This window comes from Nocardia sp. NPDC050718, from assembly GCF_040654235.1.
Classification (GTDB): domain Bacteria; phylum Actinomycetota; class Actinomycetes; order Mycobacteriales; family Mycobacteriaceae; genus Nocardia.
In genome coordinates, this window is the sequence record NZ_JBFAHQ010000002.1 from 492,621 (window position 1) to 513,198 (window position 20,578).

General features: G+C 71.3%; 24 protein-coding genes. 19 read left to right on the plus strand and 5 right to left on the minus strand.

What is annotated here, in order from left to right; genetic code table 11:
• Positions 1-3 precede the first annotated feature (3 nt).
• Positions 4-624, plus strand: coding sequence for a pyridoxal 5'-phosphate synthase glutaminase subunit PdxT (pdxT, locus tag AB0H54_RS11735; protein WP_357344919.1), 621 nt, complete (start codon positions 4-6; stop codon positions 622-624).
• A gap of 92 nt (positions 625-716) precedes the next feature.
• Positions 717-1,472, plus strand: a complete 756-nt coding sequence (locus AB0H54_RS11740; protein WP_357344921.1) for a YebC/PmpR family DNA-binding transcriptional regulator — start codon at positions 717-719, stop codon at positions 1,470-1,472.
• Positions 1,473-1,534: 62 nt separating this feature from the next.
• Here AB0H54_RS11740 and AB0H54_RS11745 read toward each other — a convergent pair whose 3' ends face one another.
• On the minus strand, positions 1,535-2,035 hold the full coding sequence (locus AB0H54_RS11745) for an SRPBCC domain-containing protein (RefSeq protein ID WP_357344923.1): 501 nt from the start codon (positions 2,033-2,035) through the stop codon (positions 1,535-1,537).
• A gap of 105 nt (positions 2,036-2,140) precedes the next feature.
• Here AB0H54_RS11745 and AB0H54_RS11750 point away from each other — a divergent pair, with 105 nt between their 5' ends.
• Entirely contained in the window at positions 2,141-2,650 is a 510-nt protein-coding gene (locus tag AB0H54_RS11750) for an O-acetyl-ADP-ribose deacetylase (protein ID WP_357344925.1), read from the plus strand.
• A gap of 3 nt (positions 2,651-2,653) precedes the next feature.
• Here AB0H54_RS11750 and AB0H54_RS11755 read toward each other — a convergent pair whose 3' ends face one another.
• The gene (locus AB0H54_RS11755) at positions 2,654-3,349 is read right to left on the minus strand and encodes a GntR family transcriptional regulator (protein WP_357344927.1); all 696 of its coding nucleotides are present in this window, start codon (positions 3,347-3,349) and stop codon (positions 2,654-2,656) included.
• Between the two features lie 199 nt (positions 3,350-3,548).
• Between AB0H54_RS11755 and AB0H54_RS11760 the strand changes: the two genes are divergently transcribed.
• The 5 genes from AB0H54_RS11760 (at position 3,549) to AB0H54_RS11780 (ending at position 8,837) form a co-directional block, all read left to right on the plus strand.
• On the plus strand, positions 3,549-4,685 hold the full coding sequence (locus tag AB0H54_RS11760; protein ID WP_357344929.1) for an acetamidase/formamidase family protein: 1,137 nt from the start codon (positions 3,549-3,551) through the stop codon (positions 4,683-4,685).
• The gene (locus tag AB0H54_RS11765; protein ID WP_357344931.1) at positions 4,682-6,076 is read left to right on the plus strand and encodes an amidase family protein; all 1,395 of its coding nucleotides are present in this window, start codon (positions 4,682-4,684) and stop codon (positions 6,074-6,076) included. The genes AB0H54_RS11760 and AB0H54_RS11765 overlap by 4 nt, the downstream gene beginning before the upstream one ends.
• 82 nt (positions 6,077-6,158) lie before the next feature.
• A complete protein-coding gene (locus AB0H54_RS11770; RefSeq protein ID WP_357344933.1) occupies positions 6,159-7,130 on the plus strand; it encodes an ABC transporter substrate-binding protein in 972 nt (323 codons plus the stop codon).
• Positions 7,127-8,011, plus strand: coding sequence for an ABC transporter permease (locus tag AB0H54_RS11775; RefSeq protein WP_357344935.1), 885 nt, complete (start codon positions 7,127-7,129; stop codon positions 8,009-8,011). The genes AB0H54_RS11770 and AB0H54_RS11775 overlap by 4 nt, the downstream gene beginning before the upstream one ends.
• A gap of 19 nt (positions 8,012-8,030) precedes the next feature.
• Positions 8,031-8,837 carry an ABC transporter ATP-binding protein gene (locus tag AB0H54_RS11780; protein WP_357344937.1) on the plus strand — a complete coding sequence of 269 codons (807 nt, stop codon included), beginning with the start codon at positions 8,031-8,033 and terminating at the stop codon, positions 8,835-8,837.
• 87 nt (positions 8,838-8,924) lie between these two features.
• On the opposite strand, the gene AB0H54_RS11785 is transcribed toward AB0H54_RS11780, so the two are convergent.
• Positions 8,925-10,187 (minus strand): amidohydrolase family protein, encoded by a 1,263-nt coding sequence (locus AB0H54_RS11785; RefSeq protein WP_357344939.1) that lies wholly within the window; start codon positions 10,185-10,187, stop codon positions 8,925-8,927.
• Between the two features lie 81 nt (positions 10,188-10,268).
• Positions 10,269-10,922, minus strand: coding sequence for a GntR family transcriptional regulator (locus tag AB0H54_RS11790; protein ID WP_357344941.1), 654 nt, complete (start codon positions 10,920-10,922; stop codon positions 10,269-10,271).
• A 181-nt stretch (positions 10,923-11,103) separates the two neighbouring features.
• On the opposite strand from AB0H54_RS11790, the gene AB0H54_RS11795 reads away from it, so the two are divergent.
• From AB0H54_RS11795 to AB0H54_RS11845, 11 genes are all read left to right on the plus strand, one after another.
• A complete protein-coding gene (locus AB0H54_RS11795) occupies positions 11,104-11,850 on the plus strand; it encodes a sulfite exporter TauE/SafE family protein (protein ID WP_357344942.1) in 747 nt (248 codons plus the stop codon).
• A 31-nt stretch (positions 11,851-11,881) separates the two neighbouring features.
• Positions 11,882-13,084, plus strand: a complete 1,203-nt coding sequence (locus tag AB0H54_RS11800) for an amidohydrolase (RefSeq protein ID WP_357344944.1) — start codon at positions 11,882-11,884, stop codon at positions 13,082-13,084.
• Between the two features lie 68 nt (positions 13,085-13,152).
• Complete coding sequence (locus tag AB0H54_RS11805; RefSeq protein ID WP_357344946.1) at positions 13,153-13,968, plus strand: ABC transporter ATP-binding protein; 816 nt, start codon at positions 13,153-13,155, stop codon at positions 13,966-13,968.
• Positions 13,965-14,819 carry an ABC transporter permease gene (locus tag AB0H54_RS11810; protein WP_357344948.1) on the plus strand — a complete coding sequence of 285 codons (855 nt, stop codon included), beginning with the start codon at positions 13,965-13,967 and terminating at the stop codon, positions 14,817-14,819. The genes AB0H54_RS11805 and AB0H54_RS11810 overlap by 4 nt, the downstream gene beginning before the upstream one ends.
• Before the next feature lie 48 nt (positions 14,820-14,867).
• Positions 14,868-16,001, plus strand: a complete 1,134-nt coding sequence (locus AB0H54_RS11815; RefSeq protein ID WP_357344950.1) for an ABC transporter substrate-binding protein — start codon at positions 14,868-14,870, stop codon at positions 15,999-16,001.
• A gap of 58 nt (positions 16,002-16,059) precedes the next feature.
• Positions 16,060-16,572: an MmpS family transport accessory protein gene (locus AB0H54_RS11820; RefSeq protein ID WP_355277285.1), complete on the plus strand. Its 513-nt coding sequence runs from the start codon at positions 16,060-16,062 to the stop codon at positions 16,570-16,572.
• Positions 16,573-16,611: 39 nt separating this feature from the next.
• A complete protein-coding gene (locus tag AB0H54_RS11825; protein ID WP_357344953.1) occupies positions 16,612-17,046 on the plus strand; it encodes an acyl-CoA thioesterase in 435 nt (144 codons plus the stop codon).
• A 91-nt stretch (positions 17,047-17,137) separates the two neighbouring features.
• Positions 17,138-17,707, plus strand: a complete 570-nt coding sequence (ruvC, locus tag AB0H54_RS11830) for a crossover junction endodeoxyribonuclease RuvC (protein WP_355277825.1) — start codon at positions 17,138-17,140, stop codon at positions 17,705-17,707.
• On the plus strand, positions 17,704-18,303 hold the full coding sequence (ruvA, locus tag AB0H54_RS11835) for a Holliday junction branch migration protein RuvA (RefSeq protein ID WP_218721115.1): 600 nt from the start codon (positions 17,704-17,706) through the stop codon (positions 18,301-18,303). Before ruvC ends, ruvA begins: the two co-directional genes overlap by 4 nt.
• A gap of 3 nt (positions 18,304-18,306) precedes the next feature.
• Positions 18,307-19,404, plus strand: coding sequence for a Holliday junction branch migration DNA helicase RuvB (ruvB, locus tag AB0H54_RS11840; RefSeq protein ID WP_355277279.1), 1,098 nt, complete (start codon positions 18,307-18,309; stop codon positions 19,402-19,404).
• Between the two features lie 43 nt (positions 19,405-19,447).
• A complete protein-coding gene (locus tag AB0H54_RS11845; RefSeq protein WP_308248646.1) occupies positions 19,448-19,960 on the plus strand; it encodes a GtrA family protein in 513 nt (170 codons plus the stop codon).
• A gap of 11 nt (positions 19,961-19,971) precedes the next feature.
• On the opposite strand, the gene AB0H54_RS11850 is transcribed toward AB0H54_RS11845, so the two are convergent.
• Complete coding sequence (locus AB0H54_RS11850; RefSeq protein ID WP_357344955.1) at positions 19,972-20,550, minus strand: DivIVA domain-containing protein; 579 nt, start codon at positions 20,548-20,550, stop codon at positions 19,972-19,974.
• Between the last annotated feature and the right edge of the window lie 28 nt (positions 20,551-20,578).

Genomic DNA, 20,578 nt, shown 5'->3' on the forward strand with positions numbered 1-20,578 from the left:
CCTGTGAACGCATCCTCGCCTGCCGCCCGGCCGACCATCGGCGTCCTCGCGCTCCAGGGTGACGTGCGCGAACACGTTGCCGCGCTGGACCACTGTGGCGCCGACGCGGTGCTGGTGCGGCGCGAAGCCGAGCTGGCCGCCGTCGACGGACTGGTGCTGCCCGGCGGCGAGTCGACCGCCATCTCCAAGCTGCTGCAGGCCTTCGACCTGCTCGAGCCGCTGCGCGCCCGGCTGCGCGACGGGCTGCCCGCCTTCGGCTCCTGCGCGGGCATGATCCTGCTGGCCTCGGAGGTGCTCGACACCAGGGCCGACGCCCAGCACCTGTCCGGCATCGATATGACGGTGCGCCGCAACGCCTTCGGCCGTCAGGTCGACTCCTTCGAGACCGACCTCGATTTCGCCGGGCTCGACACGCCGGTGCGGGCCGTGTTCATCCGCGCCCCGTGGGTCGAGCGGGTCGGCGCGGGCGTCGAGGTACTGGCCCGGGTACCGCACGGTCCGGCGCAGGGTCGCATCGTCGCCGCCCGGCAGGGCAATGTCGTGGCGACCTCGTTCCACCCCGAGGTGACCGGCGATCTGCGGGTGCACGAACTGTTCGTCGACCTGGTTCGTTCGGCACGGTAACGCCCGCGGCCACTGCGCGCGCACGGTCCGAGTAGGCTGGATCGAGCTTGTCCGCCCGGGCAGACGCGCAACCGACCTGAAGGAAGTAGGGCATGAGCGGCCACTCCAAATGGGCCACCACCAAGCACAAGAAGGCGGGAATCGACGCCAAGCGCGGCAAACTCTTCGCCAAGCTGATCAAGAACATCGAGGTGGCGGCCCGCACTGGTGGTAGTGACCCTGCGGGTAACCCGACGCTGTACGACGCCATCCAGAAGGCGAAGAAGTCGTCGGTCCCCAACGACAACATCGAGCGCGCCCGCAAGCGCGGCGGCGGCGAGGAAGCCGGCGGCGCCGACTGGCAGACGATCATGTACGAGGGTTACGGCCCCAACGGCGTCGCCGTGCTGATCGAGTGCCTCACCGACAACCGCAACCGCGCCGCGGGCGAGGTCCGCGTCGCGATGACCCGCAACGGCGGCAACATGGCCGACCCGGGTTCGGTGGCGTACCTGTTCGGCCGCAAGGGCGTGGTGACCCTCGACAAGAACGGCCTGTCCGAGGACGACATCCTCGAGCACGTCCTCGACGCGGGCGCCGAAGAGGTCAACGACCTGGGTGAGTCCTTCGAGATCATCAGCGAGCCCGGCGATCTGATCGCCGTGCGCAGCGCCTTGCAGGCCGCGGGCATCGACTACGACTCGGCCGAGTCCGGCTTCCAGGCGTCGGTGTCGGTCGCGGTCGACGCCGAGGGTGCCCGCAAGGTGCTCAAGCTGGTCGACGCGCTCGAGGACAGCGACGACGTGCAGAACGTCTACACCAACGTCGACATCTCCGACGAGGTCGCCGCCGAGCTCGACGACGAGTAGCGACACGCGCACACACGCACCGCCCCGGCCGGGACTTCGGCCGGGGCGGTGCGTGTTTCGGGCTAGGACGCGCGCTCGGAGTAGTACGCCGCCATCGACGGGTAGTAGTCCGCGAACTTCGGGCGCTCGGTCTGCGTGCACGCGGCGACGAACATGTCCGCGTAGTACTCCCAGCCGGGACCGATCTGCGGGATCTCGGCCAGCTGGTACTCCGAGGTGAGGTGGTGGACCAGGCGCACGTCGGTGGCCGCGCCGGTGTCGAGCAGCGTCACCTCGAGCCGCCACACCCCGATCTGATCGGTCGAGGACAGGCCGAGGTGGATCGGCGGGGTGCAGTCGTCGATGTTCATGCCCGTCCACGGCTCGCCCTCCTCGAACCGCAGCTGTACCCGGATGGTGTTGCCGGTGCCCGCTTCGCCCTCCCAGGTGCCGTACCAGCCGGCGGTCAGGTGCGGATCGGTCAGTCGCGCCCACACCTCCTCGATCGGCAGGCCCAGCGACCGGGTGATCACCAGATCACGGCCGTCGGGTGTCGGCTGGAGTTCACCGGTGGGTGTGGGCATGCGCGGTTCTCCTCGGCTCGGGTGGAGCGACGATCTGCGACGGTGTCGACGGTACGCCGCGATATCCGCTGGTGTCGCGCTCGGCGCGGCGAGCACAATGGTCCGATGACCCGGATCGAGGCCGTACGCGGCGACATCACCGAACAGGCGGTCGACGCGGTGGTCAATGCCGCCAACTCCTCGCTGCTCGGCGGTGGCGGCGTCGACGGCGCGATCCACCGCAAGGGTGGGCCCGAGATCCTGTCCGCGTGCCGTGACCTGCGCGCCTCGCACTACGGGAAAGGCCTGGCGACCGGTCAGGCGGTCGCGACGACCGCGGGACGGCTGCCCGCGCGCTGGGTGATCCACACCGTCGGCCCGGTGTGGTCGGCCACCGAGGACCGCTCGGACCTGCTGGCCTCCTGCTATCGCGAATCCCTGCGCGTCGCCGCCGAACTGGGTGCCCGCACGGTCGCGTTCCCGGCCATCTCCACGGGCATCTTCGGCTGGCCGATGGACGACGGCGCCCGGATCGCCGTGGCGACCGTGCGCGCGGCCGACCCGGCCGTCGACGAGGTGCGGTTCGTCCTGTTCGACGATCGAGCGCTCGCCGTGTTCACCGCGGCGCTGAGCTGAGCGCTACCGGCGCGAACTGATCTCCCTGACCTCGCGCAGATGCTGTTCCATCGCGGCGGCCGCCGCCGGGCCGTCGTGGGCGTCGACCGCGCGCAGGATCTCGGTGTGCCCGTGCACCGAGATCCGGCGGCCCAGGGGAGTGCGGTGCGAGAGCACCCGGGTGTGCCTGGTCCACTCGGTGGTCATCGTGCACAGCGTCACCAGCAGCGGGTTCTGCGCCGAATGGGCCAGCAGCGTGTGGAATTCGATGTCGAGGGCCATCGATTCCTCCGGGCTCAGCGACTCGTCGGAGCGGTCGAGGACCGCGTGCAGGGACAGCAGATTCGATTCCAGCGCCCGCTGGGCGGCGAGCTGGGCGATGCGGGGTTCGACCAGATCGCGGAGCTCGGTCGCGTAGCCGAGTTCGGTGTCGAGGTCGGCGAGATTGTCGTGGAGTTCGGCCGCGCCGCGGGACGGGTCGGTGACGGTGCTGCCGCGCCCCTGCCTGCGGTCGACGAGCTTCTTGGACTCCAGTTCGAACATCGCCTCGCGCAACGAGGATCGGGAGACCTGGAGCGTGGCCGCCAGTTCCCGTTCCGGCGGCAGCCGATCGCCCGCGCGCAGCGCGCCGTCGATGATCAGCCGTTCCAGGTGCGCGGCCACCTCGGCGCCGACACTGCCGGTGCGGCGGCGGAGCGGGGGAATGGGCGCGACGCTCACGAACGGACTCCCTCACGAGGCTGATTTGGTCCGGCCAATCCTACTCGAGCCCCTGGATTTCGGCGCATATTGCGGCGGCGTAAAGCCTCTGTTACGCAAGTTTCGCCCGGTAGCAGGCGGTTTCATAGTGGCATACCGTTATCGAATCAGATGGTCGGACCAATGTTCGGCATCGGCTCGTTGACAGCGGAGGAACCACGTGACCGCAGTGGCAGGCGACCAGATCGCGGCAGCATTCCCGGTCCTGCAACAGGGCGCCGGACTCGCCCCCGGGGCCACCTACGTGCCCGCGGATCCGGCGCGGGTGCTGTGGGGCAGGCTCCCGAAGCGGGGAGACACCCCGGTGACGACCGTGGCGCCGGGCGCGACCGTCGTGATCGACACGATCAGCCACGAGGGCTTGCTCGACGACCAGGGCTCCGACCCGGCCGCCTACTTCGGCGGTCACGGCGTGGCCAGGGACCAGGTCCTCGACGACGCGGTCGAGGTGGTCGCGCGGCGGACCCGCGCGGCCGGGGCGGGGCCGCACATCGTCACCGGGCCGATCGCGGTCGACGGGGCTCGCCCCGGCGACCTGCTCGCGGTCCGGGTCGAGCACCTAGCGCTGCGCGCGCCCTACGGCGTCATCTCCACCCGGCACGGTCGCGGCATGCTGGCGGGCACCGCGTACGACGGGTCCTACGGCCAGTTCTGCACGGTGACCGGGGAGCCCGACGCGTGGTTCGGCGCCATGCCGATCGCGCCGGGCAGCGCGCACCAGGCGCGATTCCCGCTGGCGCCATTTCTCGGGATCATGGGTGTCGCCACCGACACCGCGGATTGGGCGCATTCGGTGCCGCCCGGTCCGCACGGCGGCAATATCGACGTCAAGCTGCTCACGCCCGGCGCCACCCTGTTCCTGCCGGTCCAGGTGCCCGACGCGCTGTTCTACGTCGGTGACCCGCATTTCGCGCAGGGCGACGGGGAAGTGGCGCTCACCGCGCTGGAAGCGCCGCTGCGGGCGACGGTGCGGCTGGACCTGATCCCGGCCGACCAGGTGGCCGATCTCGGCGTCGGCCCGTTCGCGGCGGGGCACGGCCTGGTGATCCCGACCGGGCTCGATCCCGATCTCGACACCGCGCTGTCGCGGTGCGTCGGCAACGCGGTCGACCTGCTGGGGGCGCTGTTCGAGACCGATCCGCGCCGCGCCTACCTCTACCTCAGCGCCGCCGCCGATTTCACCGTCTCGCAGGCGGTCGACCTGACCAGGGGCGTGCACGGCAAGATCCGGATCGCCGACTTCGCGCACACCGCGAAGACCGAGCTGGCCCGCTACGTCCTGGAGCGGGCCCGGTGACCGCACGAGTGCGCGACGCGGTGGACACCAAGGTGTGGCGTGAGGTCGGCGCGCCGCTGGTCCCCGCGACGGCCACCGGCCCACTGACCGGGCACTCCGTGGCGGTGAAGGATCTGTTCGCGGTGGCCGGGTATCCCCTCGGCGCCGGGGTCGCCGCCTACCTCGCCGAGCGCGCCCCCGAATCCCGGCACGCCACCATCGTGGCCGCACTCCTCGCGGCGGGCGCTGATCTCACCGGCATCGCCACCACCGACGAATTCGCCTACAGCATCACCGGCGGCAACGGCCGCACCGGAATGCCGGTGAATCCGGCCGCGCCACAGCGTGTTCCGGGCGGCTCGTCCAGCGGACCCGCGGTCGCGGTCGCCCGGGGCGAGGCGAGTATCGGGCTCGGCACCGACACCGCGGGCTCCATTCGGGTGCCCGGCGCGTACCAGGGACTCTGGGGAATCCGGACCACTCACGGCAGTCTCGACACCACCGGCCTGCTGCCGCTGGCCCCGTCGTTCGACACGATCGGCTGGCTCGCCCGCGACGCCGCCACCCTCGCCGCCGTCGCCGCGGCGGTGTATGCCGCGCGGCAGGCTCCGGCCGATCCAGGCCGCGCGGCTCCGGATGATCCGCCAGTCAGTGGAGCATGGGTCGCCGCAACGGATTTCGGCACACGGGCGGCGGGGCCCGGGTCGGCGGGCGCGACAGGCGGAAGCAGCGACGCACCCGAACTCGGCCCCGTCGCGCCCACGACCGCGCGTGCCCGGACTCGGACGGCGGCAGCGCCGCGGGTGCCGAGTGCTGTGCAGCGAACCGAGCCCGGGCGACTCGTCGTCGATCCGGCGTTGTGCGCCGCCGCGCCGTCGTCGGCCGAGCAGTGCCTGTGGGCCGCAGGCGAACTCGGTGCCGCACGGGTCGCTCTCGGCGCCGAGCTGGACCGCTGGTTCGGTGCCTTCCGGACCGTGCAGGCGCACGAGGCGTGGGCCGCGCACGGCGACTGGATCGTCGCCCATCCGGGCGCCCTCGAGCCCGAAGTGGCCGACCGGTTCGCCTGGGCGGCAACGGTCACCGATGAGGGCGCCGCTGCCGCACGGAATCTCGTGGCCCAGGCGTCGGCGCGGATCACCGATGTCGTGGGCGACGGGGTGCTGCTGCTGCCGACCACGGCCGGCCCGCCCCCGTATCGCGAGGCCGACGCTCGCACTCGCGATGCCGCGCGCACGGCCACCCTGCGCCTGACCTGTCTCGCCGCGATCGCGGGCTTGCCCGCGGTCACCCTGCCGCTACCGCGTCACGACGGGCTGCCCATCGGGTTGTGCCTGCTCGGCGCGGCCCACACCGACCACGCGCTGATCGGGCTGGCTGCCCGGTGCGCCTCGGCCCTCACCGGTTCCGCCTGACCACCCTTCGTACGACCCGCCACCTCGACGGCGTGGTCCCGGCATCGCGGGCGGCGGTGCCGGACACCCGATAGGAATCATCATGAAACATCCATCGCGACACGTCCTCTCGGCGTTGTTCACCGCACTGATGCTGGTCCTCGGCCTGACCGCGTGCATCGCCACGCCCGACGGCGGCGGCGACCCGGCCACGATCAAGATCGGCACCCTGCGCGGACAGCCCCACCTCTACGCGCCCTACTTCATGCAGCGGTTCGCGCCCGCGGGCACCACCTACGACATCGTGCTGTTCGAGAACTCACCCGACATCAAGAACGCGCTCGCCTCGGGCGCCATCGACTTCGGTGTCCTCGGCGCGCCGTCGATGCTGGCGGGGAGCGCGGCGGGCCAGGACGTGCGGATCGTGGCCTCGGCCGCCGACGGTGGGTCGGCGTTCGTCGGTAAACCCGAGATCGCCACACCGAATGACCTGCGCGGCAAGAAGATCGGCTTCCCGCCCGGCTCCTCCCAGGAGATCGTGCTGAAGCTGACGCTGCGCGCGCACGGCCTCGATCCGGCGACCGACGTCCAGCTGGTGAACCTGGCCTACTCGGACATGGCCAACGCCTACAAGTCCGGGCAGATCGACGCCTTCCTCAGCGCCGAGACCGCGCCGTCGATCGTCAAGCAGATCGGCGCGCACGCGATCGTCTCGCCCTACGACACCCCGATCGGCGGGGTGAACATCGTCTTCGGCACCCGGGGCGCGCTGATCGAGCAGGACCGCGACCGGGTCCAGCAGACCGTGCGCAGCTTCGTCCAGGCCATCGAGTTCATGAAGGGCGATCACCAGGCATGGGTCGACGGGCTCGTCAGCACCTTCGGCCTGGACCGCGCGATCGTCGAGACCGCGACCGGGAACGTCTGGCTGCGCTGGGAACTCGACGACGCCTACCGCGGCCGGGTCGGCGCGCTCGCCGAGCAGATGCGGGCCTTCGACCAGCTGGCCCGCACGCCGGACCTGACGAAGGTCTTCGACACCGGGTTCCTGACCGCGGCGGGCGTCGGACGATGACCGCGCTCGACGCGGCTCCCACCGATCGGCCGACCGCGCCGCCCGCCGCCGCGCCCGTCACGCGGCGCGCGGCGCGGGTGCCGGGCAGGGTGGTCGCCGTGCTGTGGGCGCTGCCGGTCCCGCTGCTGCTCGGACTGCTGTGGGATCGCGGTGTCGCGGGTGGCTGGACCCTGCCGTTCGGCATCCAGATGCGGTTCCTGCCCACGCCCTACGACGTGGCGCGGCGGCTGGCCGATCTCGCGGTCGGCGGCGTCATCGACGACACCTACAGCGGCACCCTCTGGCTGCACCTCTACGCCAGCACCCTGCGGGTCGTGCAGGGCTTCGCGCTGGCCGCCGCCGTCGCCATCCCGCTCGGGATCGTCATGGGCCGCTCCCGGCTGGTGTACCGGATGCTCGAACCGACCATCAACCTGGTGCGCCCGATCCCGGTCACCGCCTGGGCGCCGCTGTCGCTGCTGATCATCGGGTTCGGCGACCGCTCGACCATCTTCCTGGTGTTCCTGGCGGCGGTGTTCTCGATCCTGCTCAACACCATCGCGGGGGTCAGGGCGGTCCCGGAACGGTTGCTCGAGGCCGCCGCGATGCTGGGCACCCCGCCCGCGCACACGCTGTACAAGGTGGTGCTGCCCGCCGCGGTGCCGAGCATCGTCGCCGGACTGCGGATCGCGCTCGGGCTGTCCTGGGTGATCCTGGTCGTCGGTGAGACGGTCGGCATCCGGATCGGGCTGGGCGCCTTGATCACCCAGGCCAGGGAGCAATCGCGGACCGATCTGATCATCGCGGTGATGATCGTGATCGGGCTGGCCGGATTCCTCGCCGACCGGCTGCTGATGCTGCTGGTCCGGCTCCTCGCGGGGCGCAGGCCCCTGCTCCCGTGACCACGCAGACAGGACCGGTATGAAGATCTACTCCACCCGCCGTCGCCCGCATCGCCCGGCGCGGATCGTCGTCGACGGCCTCGGCAAGCGCTATCCGGGCGCACCCGGCTTCGCGGTCGACGGCGTCGAACTCGAGATCGCCGCAGGGGAATTCGTCTGTGTGGTCGGCGCGAGCGGCTGCGGCAAATCGACGCTGCTGCGCATTCTCGCCGGGTTCGAGGAGACCACCACCGGCGCCGTCACCGTCGGGGACGAACCGATCAGCGGACCCGGCCCGGAACGCGGGGTGGTCTTCCAGGACTACGGGCTGTTCCCGTGGCTGACCGTCGCCGAGAACATCGCTTACGGACCGAGGCAGGCCAGGATGACCCGCCCCGACATCCGCGAGATCACCGATCGCTGGCTCGACACCGTCGGCCTCACCCGGGTGCGGACCTCGTTCCCGCACCAGCTCTCCGGCGGCATGCAGCAGCGGGTCGCCATCGCCCGGGTGCTGGCCAACAGTCCCGCCGTGCTGCTGATGGACGAACCGTTCGGCGCGCTGGACGCGCTCACCCGCACCGAGATGCAGGCCGAGCTCAAGCGCATCCACCGCGAGACCGCGGTGACCGTCGTCTTCGTCACCCACGGCATCGACGAGGCGGTGTATCTGGCCGATCGCGTGGTGGTGATGGCGGGTGGCTCGGCGCACGGCAACGCCGGGCACGTGCGCGAGATCGTCGAGATCGACCTGCCCGCCGAACGCGACTCCACCACACCGGAATTCAACGCCTACAAGCGGCGCATCGACGCGCTGGTGCACCAGGGCAACCACGCACAGGTCTGATCGTCGGCCCGCGCTCGGTCCCGGACGACCGGGGCCGCGCGCCGCGGACCGCGCGTGCGGAGACGGCGGCGCGAGATCCGGTACCGGTCACCGCACCGGTACGGGGCGCAGGATCTCGGTGGTGCGCGTGGTGCGGGCGACGATGCGACCCGCTTTCACGACATAGCAGCGGTCGGGACGGTCGAGCAGGGCATCGGCGAGCCGGTGGGTCCCGAGGACGACGAGGTCGGCCTGAGCGCCGACCCGGATGCCGTGCCGGTCGCCGATGCCGAGCACCGCCGCCGCGTCGGCGGTGGCCATCGCCAGGACCCGGCGCAGGTCGTCGGCGCCGGCCAGGTGGCCGGTCTGGGCGAGGAACAGGCCGATATCGAGCAGGTCGGCGTTGCCGTAGGGCGTGAAGGCGTTGCGAATGTTGTTGGAGGAGTAAGCGGTCGAGACCCCGGCCGCCCAGAGCTCGCGCACCGGGGCGACCCCGCGTCGCACGGCCGTCTCGTCCGCGCGGCCACCCAGATGCATGTCGGTCGCGGGCAGCGGGACCACCGCGACCCCGGCCGCGGCCAAGCGCGCCATCGTGGCCCGCCGCTCACCGGGTGGGCGGCCGGCGAGCGAGGTGACGTGCCCGATCGCGACCCGGCCGCCGAGCCCGGCTCGCTCGGTGGCGGTGGCGATGTAGTCGGCCATGGCGAAGCGCGGATCGGTCGCGTCGTCGGCGAAATCGGCGTGGATGTCGACGGGGACACCGAATTCGGCGGCCAGCTCGAAGACCAGGTCGACATGGCGTTCGCAGCCGGCGACGTCGGCTTCGTTGTAGGAACACCCGCCGATCACGTCCGCGCCGCGCCGCAGCGCCGCGCGCAGCAGCTCGAGCGTGCCTGGCGCGCGCAGGATGCCCTCCTGCGGGAACGCCACGATCTGCAGATCGATCAGGCCGCGGTACTCCTCGCGCAGGTCGAGCAGTACGTCGACCCCGAGCAGTCCCACGATCGGGTCGACATCGGGATGCGCGCGGATCGCGGTGGTGCCGTGCACGATCGCCTGGTCGAGCACCCTGCGGGCCCGCGCCGCCACGTCGGCGGCGGTGAAACCACGCTTGAGCTCCCCGGTGATCGCGATGGCGCCGGCCAGGGTGCTGTCGGGCGCGGTGGCCTGCGTGTCCAGCAGCGCCTTGTCCAGGTGGACGTGCGGTTCGATCAAGCCGGGGATGACCACCCGTGCGGCGCAATCGATCTCGGTCGCCGCCAGGCATCGCAGATCGGTTTCGACGGCGGTGATGATCCCGTCGGAGACGGCGATGTCGACGAGTTCGGCGTCGTCGGCGACGCGGGCACGGCGCAGCACTAGATCGGCCACGAAAACCTCCTGGAACACGAGGGGACGTCTTTGTATACGACTCTCGTGTTTCCGGCGGAGGTGAGCGATGCTGCGGGTGTGTTACGCGTCCGCCGGGCGGTTGCGCAGTCGATAGGCGGAGTCGGCGTGCGCGATGTGCTCGGCGACCACCGCGCGGGCCCGCTCGGCGTCACCGGCCTCCAGCGCGGCGCAGATCTGTTCGTGCTCGTGCCAGGAGTCCTCGGCCCGGCGCGGCAGTTCGACCGCGTACACCCAGGCGATCTTCCAGCTGAGCTGGGTGATCAGCTGGGTCAGCAGCGCGCTGCCGGACGCCTCGGCCAGTACCTCGTGGAAGCGGCTGTTGAGCCGGGCCAGCTCGTCGAGCCTGCCGTCGCGCACCGCCTCCTGGCCCAGCGAGGTGAGTTCTTTGAGCCTGCCCAGCTGTTCGGGGCTGCGCCGGGTGGCCGCGCGGCTCGCGCACAGCGGCTCCAGCAGGGCGCGGATCTCGAGCAGATCGGCCGCCTCGGCCTCGGTCAGCTCGGCGACGAAGGTGCCCGCGTACGGCCGTGACGTGGCGAAACCCTCGGCTTCGAGGGTGCGCAGCGCTTCGCGCACCGGCACCCGGGAGACGCCGTAGCGCTCGGCCAGGGTGTCCTCGGTCAGGCGCTGGCCGGAGACGAAGTCGCCGCGGATGATGTCGTCGCGGATGGCCCGGCAGACCTGCTGCGGCGTCATCCGGCGCACGGTGCTGCTCACATCGCCTCCAGGGTCGATCGCGGGGGAGTGCCGCGCTGTTCGTCTACGATCCGCGGCCGATATCCCTCGAATCTACGGCATGGTGCCGCTCGACCGGCCGGTGGCGAGGCTCACCGGCGCTCACCGAGCCTCGTGATATTCGTTCGTATACGATCGTGCCACGCTCTTCGGAAAGGTAGTCATGGATCCCGTGCACATGGCCCTGCTGCTGGCCGCTGGTGTCGGGGCAGGTTTCTGCAACGCCATCGCCGGCGGCGGCAGTCTGCTGTCGTTTCCCGCCCTGCTGGCGTTCGGGCTGCCGCCGGTCACCGCGACCGTCACCAATGCCGTCGCGGTGTGGCCCGGCTACCTGGGCGGCGCCGCGGCCCTGCGCAAACGGACGGGGGAGTACCGGGAACTGCTGCCGCGCCTGGTGATCACCGGGACCGCGGGCGCGCTCGGCGGTGTCCTCGTGCTGCTCGCCGCACCGCCCGCGGTGTTCGCGGCGCTGGTGCCGTACCTGGTGCTCGGGGCCACCGCGCTGTTCGCGGCGCAGCCGTGGCTCTCGCGCAGACTGGCCGTGCGGCAATCGGATTCGCGGCTGCTGCTGTTCGCCGGGGTGTTCCTGGGCGGCGCGTACGGCGCCTACTTCAACGGCGGGATGGGGATCGTCCTGCTGACCGCGCTCGCGCTCGGCCTCGACGCCTCGGCGCAACTGCTCAACGGGCTCAAGAGCGTGCTCACCGTCGCGGTGTCCACCACCGCGATGATCGCGGTCGCGCTGTTCGGTCCCGTGCACTGGCTCGCCGTCGCCCTCCTGGCGCCCGCGTGTCTCGCTGGTGGCGTGCTCGGTGCGCGGTTCGCCGACCGCCTGCGGCCCACGGTGTTCCGTGGTGTCGTCATCGTCTTCGGTGCCGGTGCGGGCACCGCCATGTTGCTCACCGCCTGACCAGGGCGATCGTCCCCGAGGAGGACCCGAGATGACCGAACTGCTCCTGCGCGGCGGCAGGCCGTGGACCCCGGGCGCCCCGCCGATCCCGGCCGACGTGCATCTGCGCGACGGCCGGATCGCCGCCATCGGCGCCGGACTCGACGCGCCCGCCGCCGAGGTGATCGACCTCGACGGCGCGCTCGTGCTGCCCGGTCTGGTCGACACCCACTGCCACCTGGACAAGACCCTGTGGAGCGGGCCGTGGGTCCCGAACACGGGTGGCCGCACCCTGGCCGGGCGCATCGCCAACGGGGAGGGCCGCCGCGCCGAACTCGGTATCCCGAACGTCGACTACGCGGGAAACCTGCTCGCCGCCATGGTCGCCGCGGGTACGACCCACGTCCGCAGTCACGTCGACGTCGACCCCGAGATCGGGCTCACCGGTGTCGACGTGGTCCGGGCCGCCGCCGAACGGCACCGCGACCGCGTCGACGTGGAACTGGTCGCCTTCCCGCAGGGCGGCCTGCTCCGCCGCCCCGGCACCGCGAAACTCCTCGAGGCGGCGCTGGCCGACGGCGTCGAGGTCATCGGCGGGCTCGACCCTGCGGGCTACGACAACGACGCCGCGGGCCACCTCGACCTGATCTTCGGCCTGGCCGAGCGCTACGGCGCGAAGATCGACATCCACCTGCACGACGGTGGTTCCCTCGGCGCCTGGCAGTTCGGCCTGATCATCGAACGCACCCGCGCGCTCGGTCTCGCGGGGCGGGTCACCATCAGCCATGCCTACGCGATGGGCCAGCAGGAACCCGACGAGCAGCGGCGCATCGCCGACGAACTCGCCGCCGCCGGCGTCGCGATGGTGACCTGCGCGGTCGGCGAGGCGCCGGTGGTGCCGGTGCGGGTGCTGGCCGCGGCCGGGGCGACGCTGGCGCTGGGCAACGACGGCATCCGCGATCTGTGGACGCCCTACGGCGACGGCGACATGCTGCGCCGGATCGGCACCGTCGCCTACCGGGACCGCCTGGTCGCCGACGCGGAGATCGAGCTGGCGCTGCGGGCCGGAACCCACGGCGGCGCCCAGGTTCTCGGCCTCGCCGAGTACGGGCTCACGCCGGGCGCGCCCGCCGATCTGTGCGTCGTGGACGCGGCGACGCCCGCCGCCGCGGTCGTCGCGCTGCCCCCGCGCCGCCTGGTGCTCAAGCGGGGCCGGGTGGTCGCCGCGAACGGCACGTTGAGCGGCGAGGATTGATCGTATACGAAACAAGGGTGTAATCCGCCGGACCGCGATCGGCAACGACCGGTCACTAGAAATAGTCCATGAGCGCAACGGCTTCCACCGCGTCGCCCGCCGCCGACTCGTATACGAGAATCGACAGCGGCCTCGACCCCGAACCGGCCCTGGCCTTCGACGGCGTTTCCCTCGTCTTCGGTGACGGCACGCGGGCCCTGTCCGATATTGACCTGCGGGTCCGGCCCGGCGAGTTCGTCTCGCTGGTCGGCCCGTCCGGCTGCGGGAAATCGACCCTGCTGCGGCTGGCCGCCGGCTTCGAACAGCCGACCGCGGGCCGTGTCGCGGTCGGCACCCGCAGGCTGGGCTACGTCTTCCAGGAATCGACCCTGCTGGCCTGGCGCAGCGTCGCCGCCAATGTCGAATTGCCCGCCGAGCTGGCCGGTGTCGACCGGGCGACCCGGCGCGCGGACGCGCGGGACGCGATCGAGCGGGTCGGCCTGGCTGGCTTCGAGAAGCACAAGCCGGCGCAGCTGTCCGGCGGCATGCGGATGCGGGCCTCCATCGCCAGGGCGCTGACCCTGCGACCGGAGCTGTTCCTGTTCGACGAACCGTTCGGCGCCCTCGACGAGATCACCCGGCAGCGCCTCAACGAGGAGGTCGGCGCGCTGTTCCGGCGCGACGGCTTCGCCGGTGTCTTCGTCACGCACTCGGTCGGCGAGGCGGTGTTCATGTCGACCCGGGTGGTCGTCCTGACCGGCAGGCCGGGCCGGGTGGCTGCCGAGATCGCGGTGCCCTTCGACTTCCCGCGGCTGCCGCAGCTGCGCTACACCCCGGAGTTCGCGGCGATCTCGGCCGAGGTCTCGGCGGCGCTGCGCGGTGCCGAGCAGGAGACGGCCGCGTGACCGCCGTGGTGGTGCCCGGTGCCGGGCTCGATGTGGCGGCGCCGCGGGCCCGGCGCCGCTGGCCGTTCCGGATCTCCCCGATCCGGATCCTCGCCCCGATCGTGGTGTTCGTCGCGGTGCTGGCCTGCTGGTCGCTGGTGAGTCACGTCCTGCTCGACCCGCAGTCGCGGTTCCTGCTGCCCGCGCCGGAACAGGTCGTCGCCAAGGGCCTGCTCGACCCGGTCGCGCGGACCGCCATCCTGGCCGCGCTGTGGTCGACCGTGCAGGTGGCGCTGGTCGGGCTGGTCGTCGCGATCGCGCTCGGGGTGAGCTTCGCGGTGGTGATGAGTCAGGCGCGCTGGGCCGAGTACTCGCTGTATCCGTACGCGGTGGTGCTGCAGACGATTCCGATCCTCGCGGTGGTCCCGCTGTTCGGGTTCTGGTTCGGCTACGAGTTCTCCAGCCGGGTGATCGTGTGCGTCATGGTCTCGCTGTTCCCGGTCGTCACCAATACGCTGTTCGGCCTGAAATCGGTGGCGCCCGCCGAACACGACCTGTTCACCCTGCACGGGGCGAGCCGGTGGCAGCGGCTGCGGAAGCTGCAGTTGCCCACCGCGCTGCCCGCGATGATCTCCGGCTTCAAGATCTCCGGTGGCATGGCGATCATCGGGTCCATCGTCGCCGACTTCTTCTTCCGGCAGGGCGAACCCGGCATCGGCCGGATGATCGACGTCTACCGCCAGCAGCTGGCCACCGAGGAACTGCTCACCGCGCTGCTGCTGTCCTCGCTCGTCGGCCTGATCCTGTTCTGGCTCTTCGACTTCCTGGCCCGGCGCGTCGACCGCGCGCAGGGTCTGCGCCGCGACGCCTGACCCCGACTGTCCCACCCTCGTATTCGCTCGACCCCGAAGGAACCTCCGGTGCAGAAACATCTCCTCGCCACGGCCGTGCTGGCCGGCACCATCGCGCTGACCGCCTGTACCGGCACGACCTCGGTGCCCGCGCCGACCGGTCAGGGCGCGCTCGCCGGGGTCTGCCCGGCGACCGTCGTCATCCAGACCGACTGGTACGCCACCCCTGAGCGGGCGGCCGCCTACCAGCTGGTCGGGCCGAACGGCACCGTCGACGTGCAGAAGGGCGCCTACTCCGGTCCGCTCGGTGACACCGGCGTGAATGTCGAAGTGCGCCTGGGCGGTCCGTTCCTGGGCGGGCAGCCGGTCCCCGCCCAGATGTATCAGGACCAGAGCATCACCCTCGGCTTCGTCCCGACCGACGACGCGGTGCGCGCCGCCGCCAAGTTCCCGGTGACCGGGGTGTTCGCCTCCCTCGACGTGAACCCGCAGATCGTGCTGTTCGACCCGGCGACCTATCCGCAGGTGACCTCGTGGAAGGACGTGCCAGGCACCGGCGCGCCGGTGGTCTACAGCGAGGGCAAGCTGTTCATGGACTACCTGATCGCGCACGGCGACGTCTCCGCCGCCCAGGCCGACGCCTCCTTCGACGGCACGCCGAGCCGCTTCGTGGCCGAGCGGGGCAAGGCGATGCAGCAGGGGTACGTCTCCAACGAGCCCTATCGCTGGGAGCACGACGTGAAGGGCTGGCTCAAGCCGGTGAAATCGCTGCTGGTGCACGAATCCGGCTACGAGATCTACCCGCACGCCTGGTCGGTGCGCAGCGGCGAGCTGGACGCGCTGGCGCCGTGCCTGAGCAAGCTCGTGCCGATGTTGCAGCAGGCTCAGGTCGACTACGTCCGTGATCCCGAGCCGGTCAACCAGGCGCTGCTGCGGATCGCCCAGGCGATTCCGGACGGGCCGCCGATGACCGCGGGCGGCAATACCGATTCGGTGCGGGTGCAACTCGCGCAGAAGATCGTCGGGAACGGACCCGATGCCACCCTCGGCGACTTCGACACCGGGCGGGTCGACCGGGTGATCGGCGTGGTCACGCCCATCCTGCGCGCCCGGGGGCTGGCGGTCCCCGACGGCATCACCGCGGGCGCGATCGTCACCAACCGGTTCGTCGACCCGGCGATCGGCTTGCCGAGCACGCCGTAGCCGGTCGGTTCCGTCGGGTAGTGTCCTGGCTCTATCCGCTTGTGCCCGAGGGGGACCGATGACCTATCAGCCGCCACCGCCGCCGTATCAGGGCGGGTATCCGCAAGGTCAGGGTGGGTATCCGCAGGGCGGGTACCCACCGAACTACGGGTATCCGCAGCCGCCGAAGAAGAAGCCGGTCTGGCCGTGGATCGTCGGCGGTGTCGTGCTGGTGCTGGTCCTGCTCGGCGGCGGCTGCGCGGCGATCATCGGCGTGGCGGCCTGGCAGGTCGACAAAGAGGTCAACAGCAGCGCCGACCTGGTCTACGAGGTGGGCGGCACCGCCTCGCAGGTCGACATCACCTACTACAGCGGCGATTTCGACCAGAACACCGCGAACGGGTCGAGCGTGCCCTGGCGCAAGGACGTCACCGTCTCCGGCTTCGCCAAGATGGGCAGCATCACCGTGACGACGACCGGCCTGGAGGAAGGCACCGTCAGCTGCCGGATCCTGCGTGACGGCAAGGTGCTCGACGAGGACACCTCCACCGGCACCTTCGGCTTCGTCACCTGCAGCGCCACCATCGACTGAGCGCGGAACCTGTCGGACCCCGCTGCCACACTGGCGGGCATGACGGAATCTGCTGTGCCGTTTCGGGTCCGGATCCCCGTGCGCGTCACGGACCTCGACGCCCAACTGCATGTCACCGGCTCGGCCTACCAGCAGTTCGCCGATCACGCGCGGTTCGCGTGTGTGGCGGCGGCGGGCGTCTCGGTGCCCGACCTGCTGGCGGCGGGCCTCGGGCCGGTGAATCTCGAGCTGAACGTCCGCTACCACCGGGAACTGCGCGCCGACGACACCGTGGAGATCGACTGCCGGTGGACCTGGAGCGGTGGCAAGACCTATCGGGTCGAGCACACGCTGACCAGGGACGACGGCGAGGTCGCCGCGACCCTGTCGTACGTGGCCGGTCTGCTCGACCTGGGCGAGCGCAAGCTCGTCGCCGATCCCGCCAGGGTCTGGGCCGAATTCGCGAAGGATCACGCCCTGCTCGGGCTGGCCTGACCGGTGGCCGGCGTCCGTGTCGTTGGTCCGTGGCAGCGGGGGAATGCTCTAGACTTTCGAACAATTGTTCGTGTCTTCGAAGGGGCTGCCGGTGCGGGTGATGGGCGTCGATCCCGGGCTCACCCGGTGCGGGCTCAGCATGGTGGACAGCGGGCCGGGGCGTAAGGTCGTCGCGCTCGATGTCGGGGTGGTGCGGACACCACCCGAGGCGGAGCTGGCGCATCGGTTGATGGCGGTGGCCGACGCGGCCGAGCACTGGATGGACACGCATCGGCCCGAAGCCGTCGCGATCGAGCGAGTCTTCGCCCAGCACAACGTGCGCACCGCGATGGGCACCGCGCAGGCGGGCGGGGTGATCGCGCTGGCCGCCGCCCGGCGCGGGATCAAGGTCGCCTTCCATACGCCCAGTGAGGTGAAGGCCGCGGTCACCGGCAACGGCACCGCGGGCAAGGCGCAGGTCACCGCCATGGTGACCCGGATTCTCGGTCTGCAGGTCGCCCCGAAACCCGCCGACGCCGCCGACGCGCTCGCCCTGGCGATCTGTCATTGTTGGCGGGCGCCGCTGATGGACCGGATGGCGGCCGCGCAGGCGCAGGCGGACGAGGTCCGCCGCCGCTACGAAGAACGGCTGGCCGAACAACGGAAGGTGGTGCGCGGGTGATCGCGTCGGTTCGCGGCGAGGTACTCGAGATCGCGCTCGACCATGTGGTGATCGAAGCCGCGGGCGTCGGCTACCGGCTCAACGCCACCCCGGCGACGCTGGCCGGGCTCAGCCGCGGCGAGGAGACCCGCCTGTACACGGCGATGATCGTGCGCGAGGACTCGATGACCCTGTTCGGCTTCGCCGACACCGAGGCGCGCGACCTGTTCGGGCTGCTGCAGACGGTATCCGGCGTCGGCCCCCGGTTGGCGATGGCGGTGCTGGCCGTTCTCGAACCAGAGGCGCTGCGCAAGGCGCTGGCGGAGAGCAATGTCGCCGCGCTCACCCGGGTGCCCGGCATCGGCAAGCGGGGCGCCGAACGCATGGTCGTCGAACTGCGCGACAAGGTGAACCTGGTGCCGGTGCCCGCCGGTCCGCCCGGTGCGCAGGTCCCGGTCACCCCCGTCCGCGAGCAGGTCACCGAGGCGCTCGTGGGGCTCGGCTTCCCGGTGAAGCAGGCCGAACCGGCCGTCGACGCCGTCCTGGCCGACCAGCCCACCGCCACCACCTCCGTCGCCCTGCGCGCCGCACTCGGCCTGCTCGGCAAGAACAGGTAGGCCATGGACGACGATTTCGAGCTCGCGCCCGGCGAACCCGACGAATCCGCCGTCACCGCGCGGTATCTGCACTCCGACGGCGAAGCCGAGACCGGCCTGCGCCCCACCTCGCTCGACGACTTCATCGGCCAGCCCCGCGTCCGCGAACAGCTCGCCCTGGTGCTGCGCGGCGCCAGGCAGCGCGGCGCCACCCCCGATCACGTGTTGCTCTCGGGCCCGCCCGGCCTCGGCAAGACCAGCATGGCGATGATCATCGCCGCCGAACTGGGCACCGCGCTGCGCATCACCTCCGGGCCCGCCCTGGAACGCGCGGGCGACCTCGCCGCCATGCTGTCCAACCTGGTCGAGGGCGATGTGCTGTTCATCGACGAGATCCACCGGATGGCCCGCCCCGCCGAGGAGATGCTGTACCTGGCGATGGAGGACTTCCGGGTCGACGTCGTGGTCGGCAAGGGCCCCGGCGCGACCTCGATCCCGCTCGACATCGCCCCGTTCACCCTGGTCGGCGCCACCACCCGCTCCGGCGCGCTGACCGGCCCGCTGCGCGACCGGTTCGGCTTCACCGGCCACATGGACTTCTACGAGCCCGCCGAGCTGCTGCGGATCCTGCAGCGCTCGGCGCGCATCCTCGGCGTGCAGATCGACCACGACGCCGCCGCGGAGGTCGCGGGCCGCTCCCGCGGCACCCCGCGCATCGCCAACCGCCTGCTGCGCCGCGTCCGCGACTTCGCCGAGGTCAGGGCCGACGGCGTGATCACCCACCCGATCGCGATGGCCGCGCTCGAGGTCTACGACGTCGACGCGCTCGGCCTGGACCGGCTCGACCGCGCCGTGCTCGGCGCGCTGGTGCGCGGTTTCGGCGGGGGACCGGTGGGCGTGTCCACGCTCGCGGTCGCCGTCGGCGAGGAAGCGGCCACCGTCGAAGAGGTGTGCGAGCCGTTCCTGGTGCGCGCCGGGCTCGTCGCCCGGACCCCGCGCGGCCGGGTCGCGACGGCGGCGGCCTGGGAGCATCTCGGGCTGGTGCCCCCGCCCGATCTGGTCATCGGCGCCATCGAAGTGCGTGGGCGCGAACCGCAACCGAGCATGGACCTGCTCGACTGAGCCAGGTGGGCGAGGCGCCCGATCGTCGTCTACTGTCGGCCGGGTGGCAGTCCATGCGGTGGTGCAGCGATTCCCCGAGCCGTTGCGTTCCCTGCTCCTGAAGCATCGGGAGCTCCTGAAGTTCGCGGTCGTCGGCGCGATCACCTGGTTCATCGACACCGGCGTCGTGTACGCGGTGAAGCTGACGGTGCTCGGTGACAAGCCGCTGACCGCGCGCCTGCTCGGTGCGCTGATCGCGACCATCGCCTCCTACATCCTCAACCGCGAGTGGTCCTTCCGCACCAGGGGCGGCAGGCAGCGCAGCCACGAGGCGGCGCTGTTCTTCACCGTCAGCGCCCTGGGTATCGGCGTCACGATGATCCCGCAGGCGATCTCGCTGTACGTGCTGAATCTGCGGGTGCCGCACGTGGATCCGGTGGTGCAGGCGGTGGCCAACTTCGTCTCCGGGCAGATCCTGGGCGTGCTGCTGGCGATGGCGTTCCGGTTCTGGGCGTTCCGCCGCTACGTCTTCCCCGACGACCTGCGCGAGGCCGAACTGCACAGCATCCAGGGCTGATCAGACCGCGGTCACTGCCTGCGTTCGGCGTGTTCGAGCGCGGTGGTCACCAGGTCGATGAAGGCGTCGACCTCCTCGCGAGAGTAGCCGCGGGTGCCGAGGCGGGTGTCGGTGAAGCGCACGCCGCGCACGTCGGCGGCGGTCAGGCTGCCCGGACCGTTGTGCGCCAGCGTCGCGGCGACCAGGTCGAGGAAGGCGTCGACCTCTTCCTCGTGATACCCCCGCCTGCCGACCGTCGACTGGCTGAATCGCATGCGGTGCACGTCGTCGGGGGTGAGCATCTCGGCCACGTCGTCGCCGGGCCGGGCCGCGGGGACCGGGGCGCCGCCCTTCTGCCGGTACTCGAGCTCGGTCCTGACCCGGTCCAGGAAGTCGTCGACCTGGTCGGCCTGATAGCCGCGGCCACCGAACCGCGGGGCGCCGAAATGCACGTGACGGATGTCGTCGGCGGTGAGGACGCCCTGCCCGTCCAGGGTGGCCGAGACCAGTTCGAGGAACGCGTCGACCTCGTCTGCGTGGTAGCCGCGATGACCCAGGGTCGGCATGGCGAAGTGGGTGCGGCTCACATCGTCGGGCGTCACAGCGGTCATTGTGTCAGGATTGCCCTTCTATCCCACG

Bases quoted from the DNA above. Each gene is read 5' to 3' on its own strand.
- AB0H54_RS11775 (WP_357344935.1), top strand. From the start codon at position 7,127: ATGACCGCGCTCGACGCGGCTCCCACCGATCGGCCGACCGCGCCGCCC.
- AB0H54_RS11820 (WP_355277285.1), top strand. From the start codon at position 16,060: ATGACCTATCAGCCGCCACCGCCGCCGTATCAGGGCGGGTATCCGCAA.
- AB0H54_RS11805 (WP_357344946.1), top strand. From the start codon at position 13,153: ATGAGCGCAACGGCTTCCACCGCGTCGCCCGCCGCCGACTCGTATACG.
- AB0H54_RS11795 (WP_357344942.1), top strand. From the start codon at position 11,104: ATGGATCCCGTGCACATGGCCCTGCTGCTGGCCGCTGGTGTCGGGGCA.
- AB0H54_RS11850 (WP_357344955.1), bottom strand. From the start codon at position 20,550: ATGACCGCTGTGACGCCCGACGATGTGAGCCGCACCCACTTCGCCATG.
- AB0H54_RS11780 (WP_357344937.1), top strand. From the start codon at position 8,031: ATGAAGATCTACTCCACCCGCCGTCGCCCGCATCGCCCGGCGCGGATC.
- AB0H54_RS11800 (WP_357344944.1), top strand. From the start codon at position 11,882: ATGACCGAACTGCTCCTGCGCGGCGGCAGGCCGTGGACCCCGGGCGCC.
- AB0H54_RS11750 (WP_357344925.1), top strand. From the start codon at position 2,141: ATGACCCGGATCGAGGCCGTACGCGGCGACATCACCGAACAGGCGGTC.
- AB0H54_RS11825 (WP_357344953.1), top strand. From the start codon at position 16,612: ATGACGGAATCTGCTGTGCCGTTTCGGGTCCGGATCCCCGTGCGCGTC.
- AB0H54_RS11745 (WP_357344923.1), bottom strand. From the start codon at position 2,035: ATGCCCACACCCACCGGTGAACTCCAGCCGACACCCGACGGCCGTGAT.
- ruvB (WP_355277279.1), top strand. From the start codon at position 18,307: ATGGACGACGATTTCGAGCTCGCGCCCGGCGAACCCGACGAATCCGCC.
- AB0H54_RS11770 (WP_357344933.1), top strand. From the start codon at position 6,159: ATGAAACATCCATCGCGACACGTCCTCTCGGCGTTGTTCACCGCACTG.
- AB0H54_RS11740 (WP_357344921.1), top strand. From the start codon at position 717: ATGAGCGGCCACTCCAAATGGGCCACCACCAAGCACAAGAAGGCGGGA.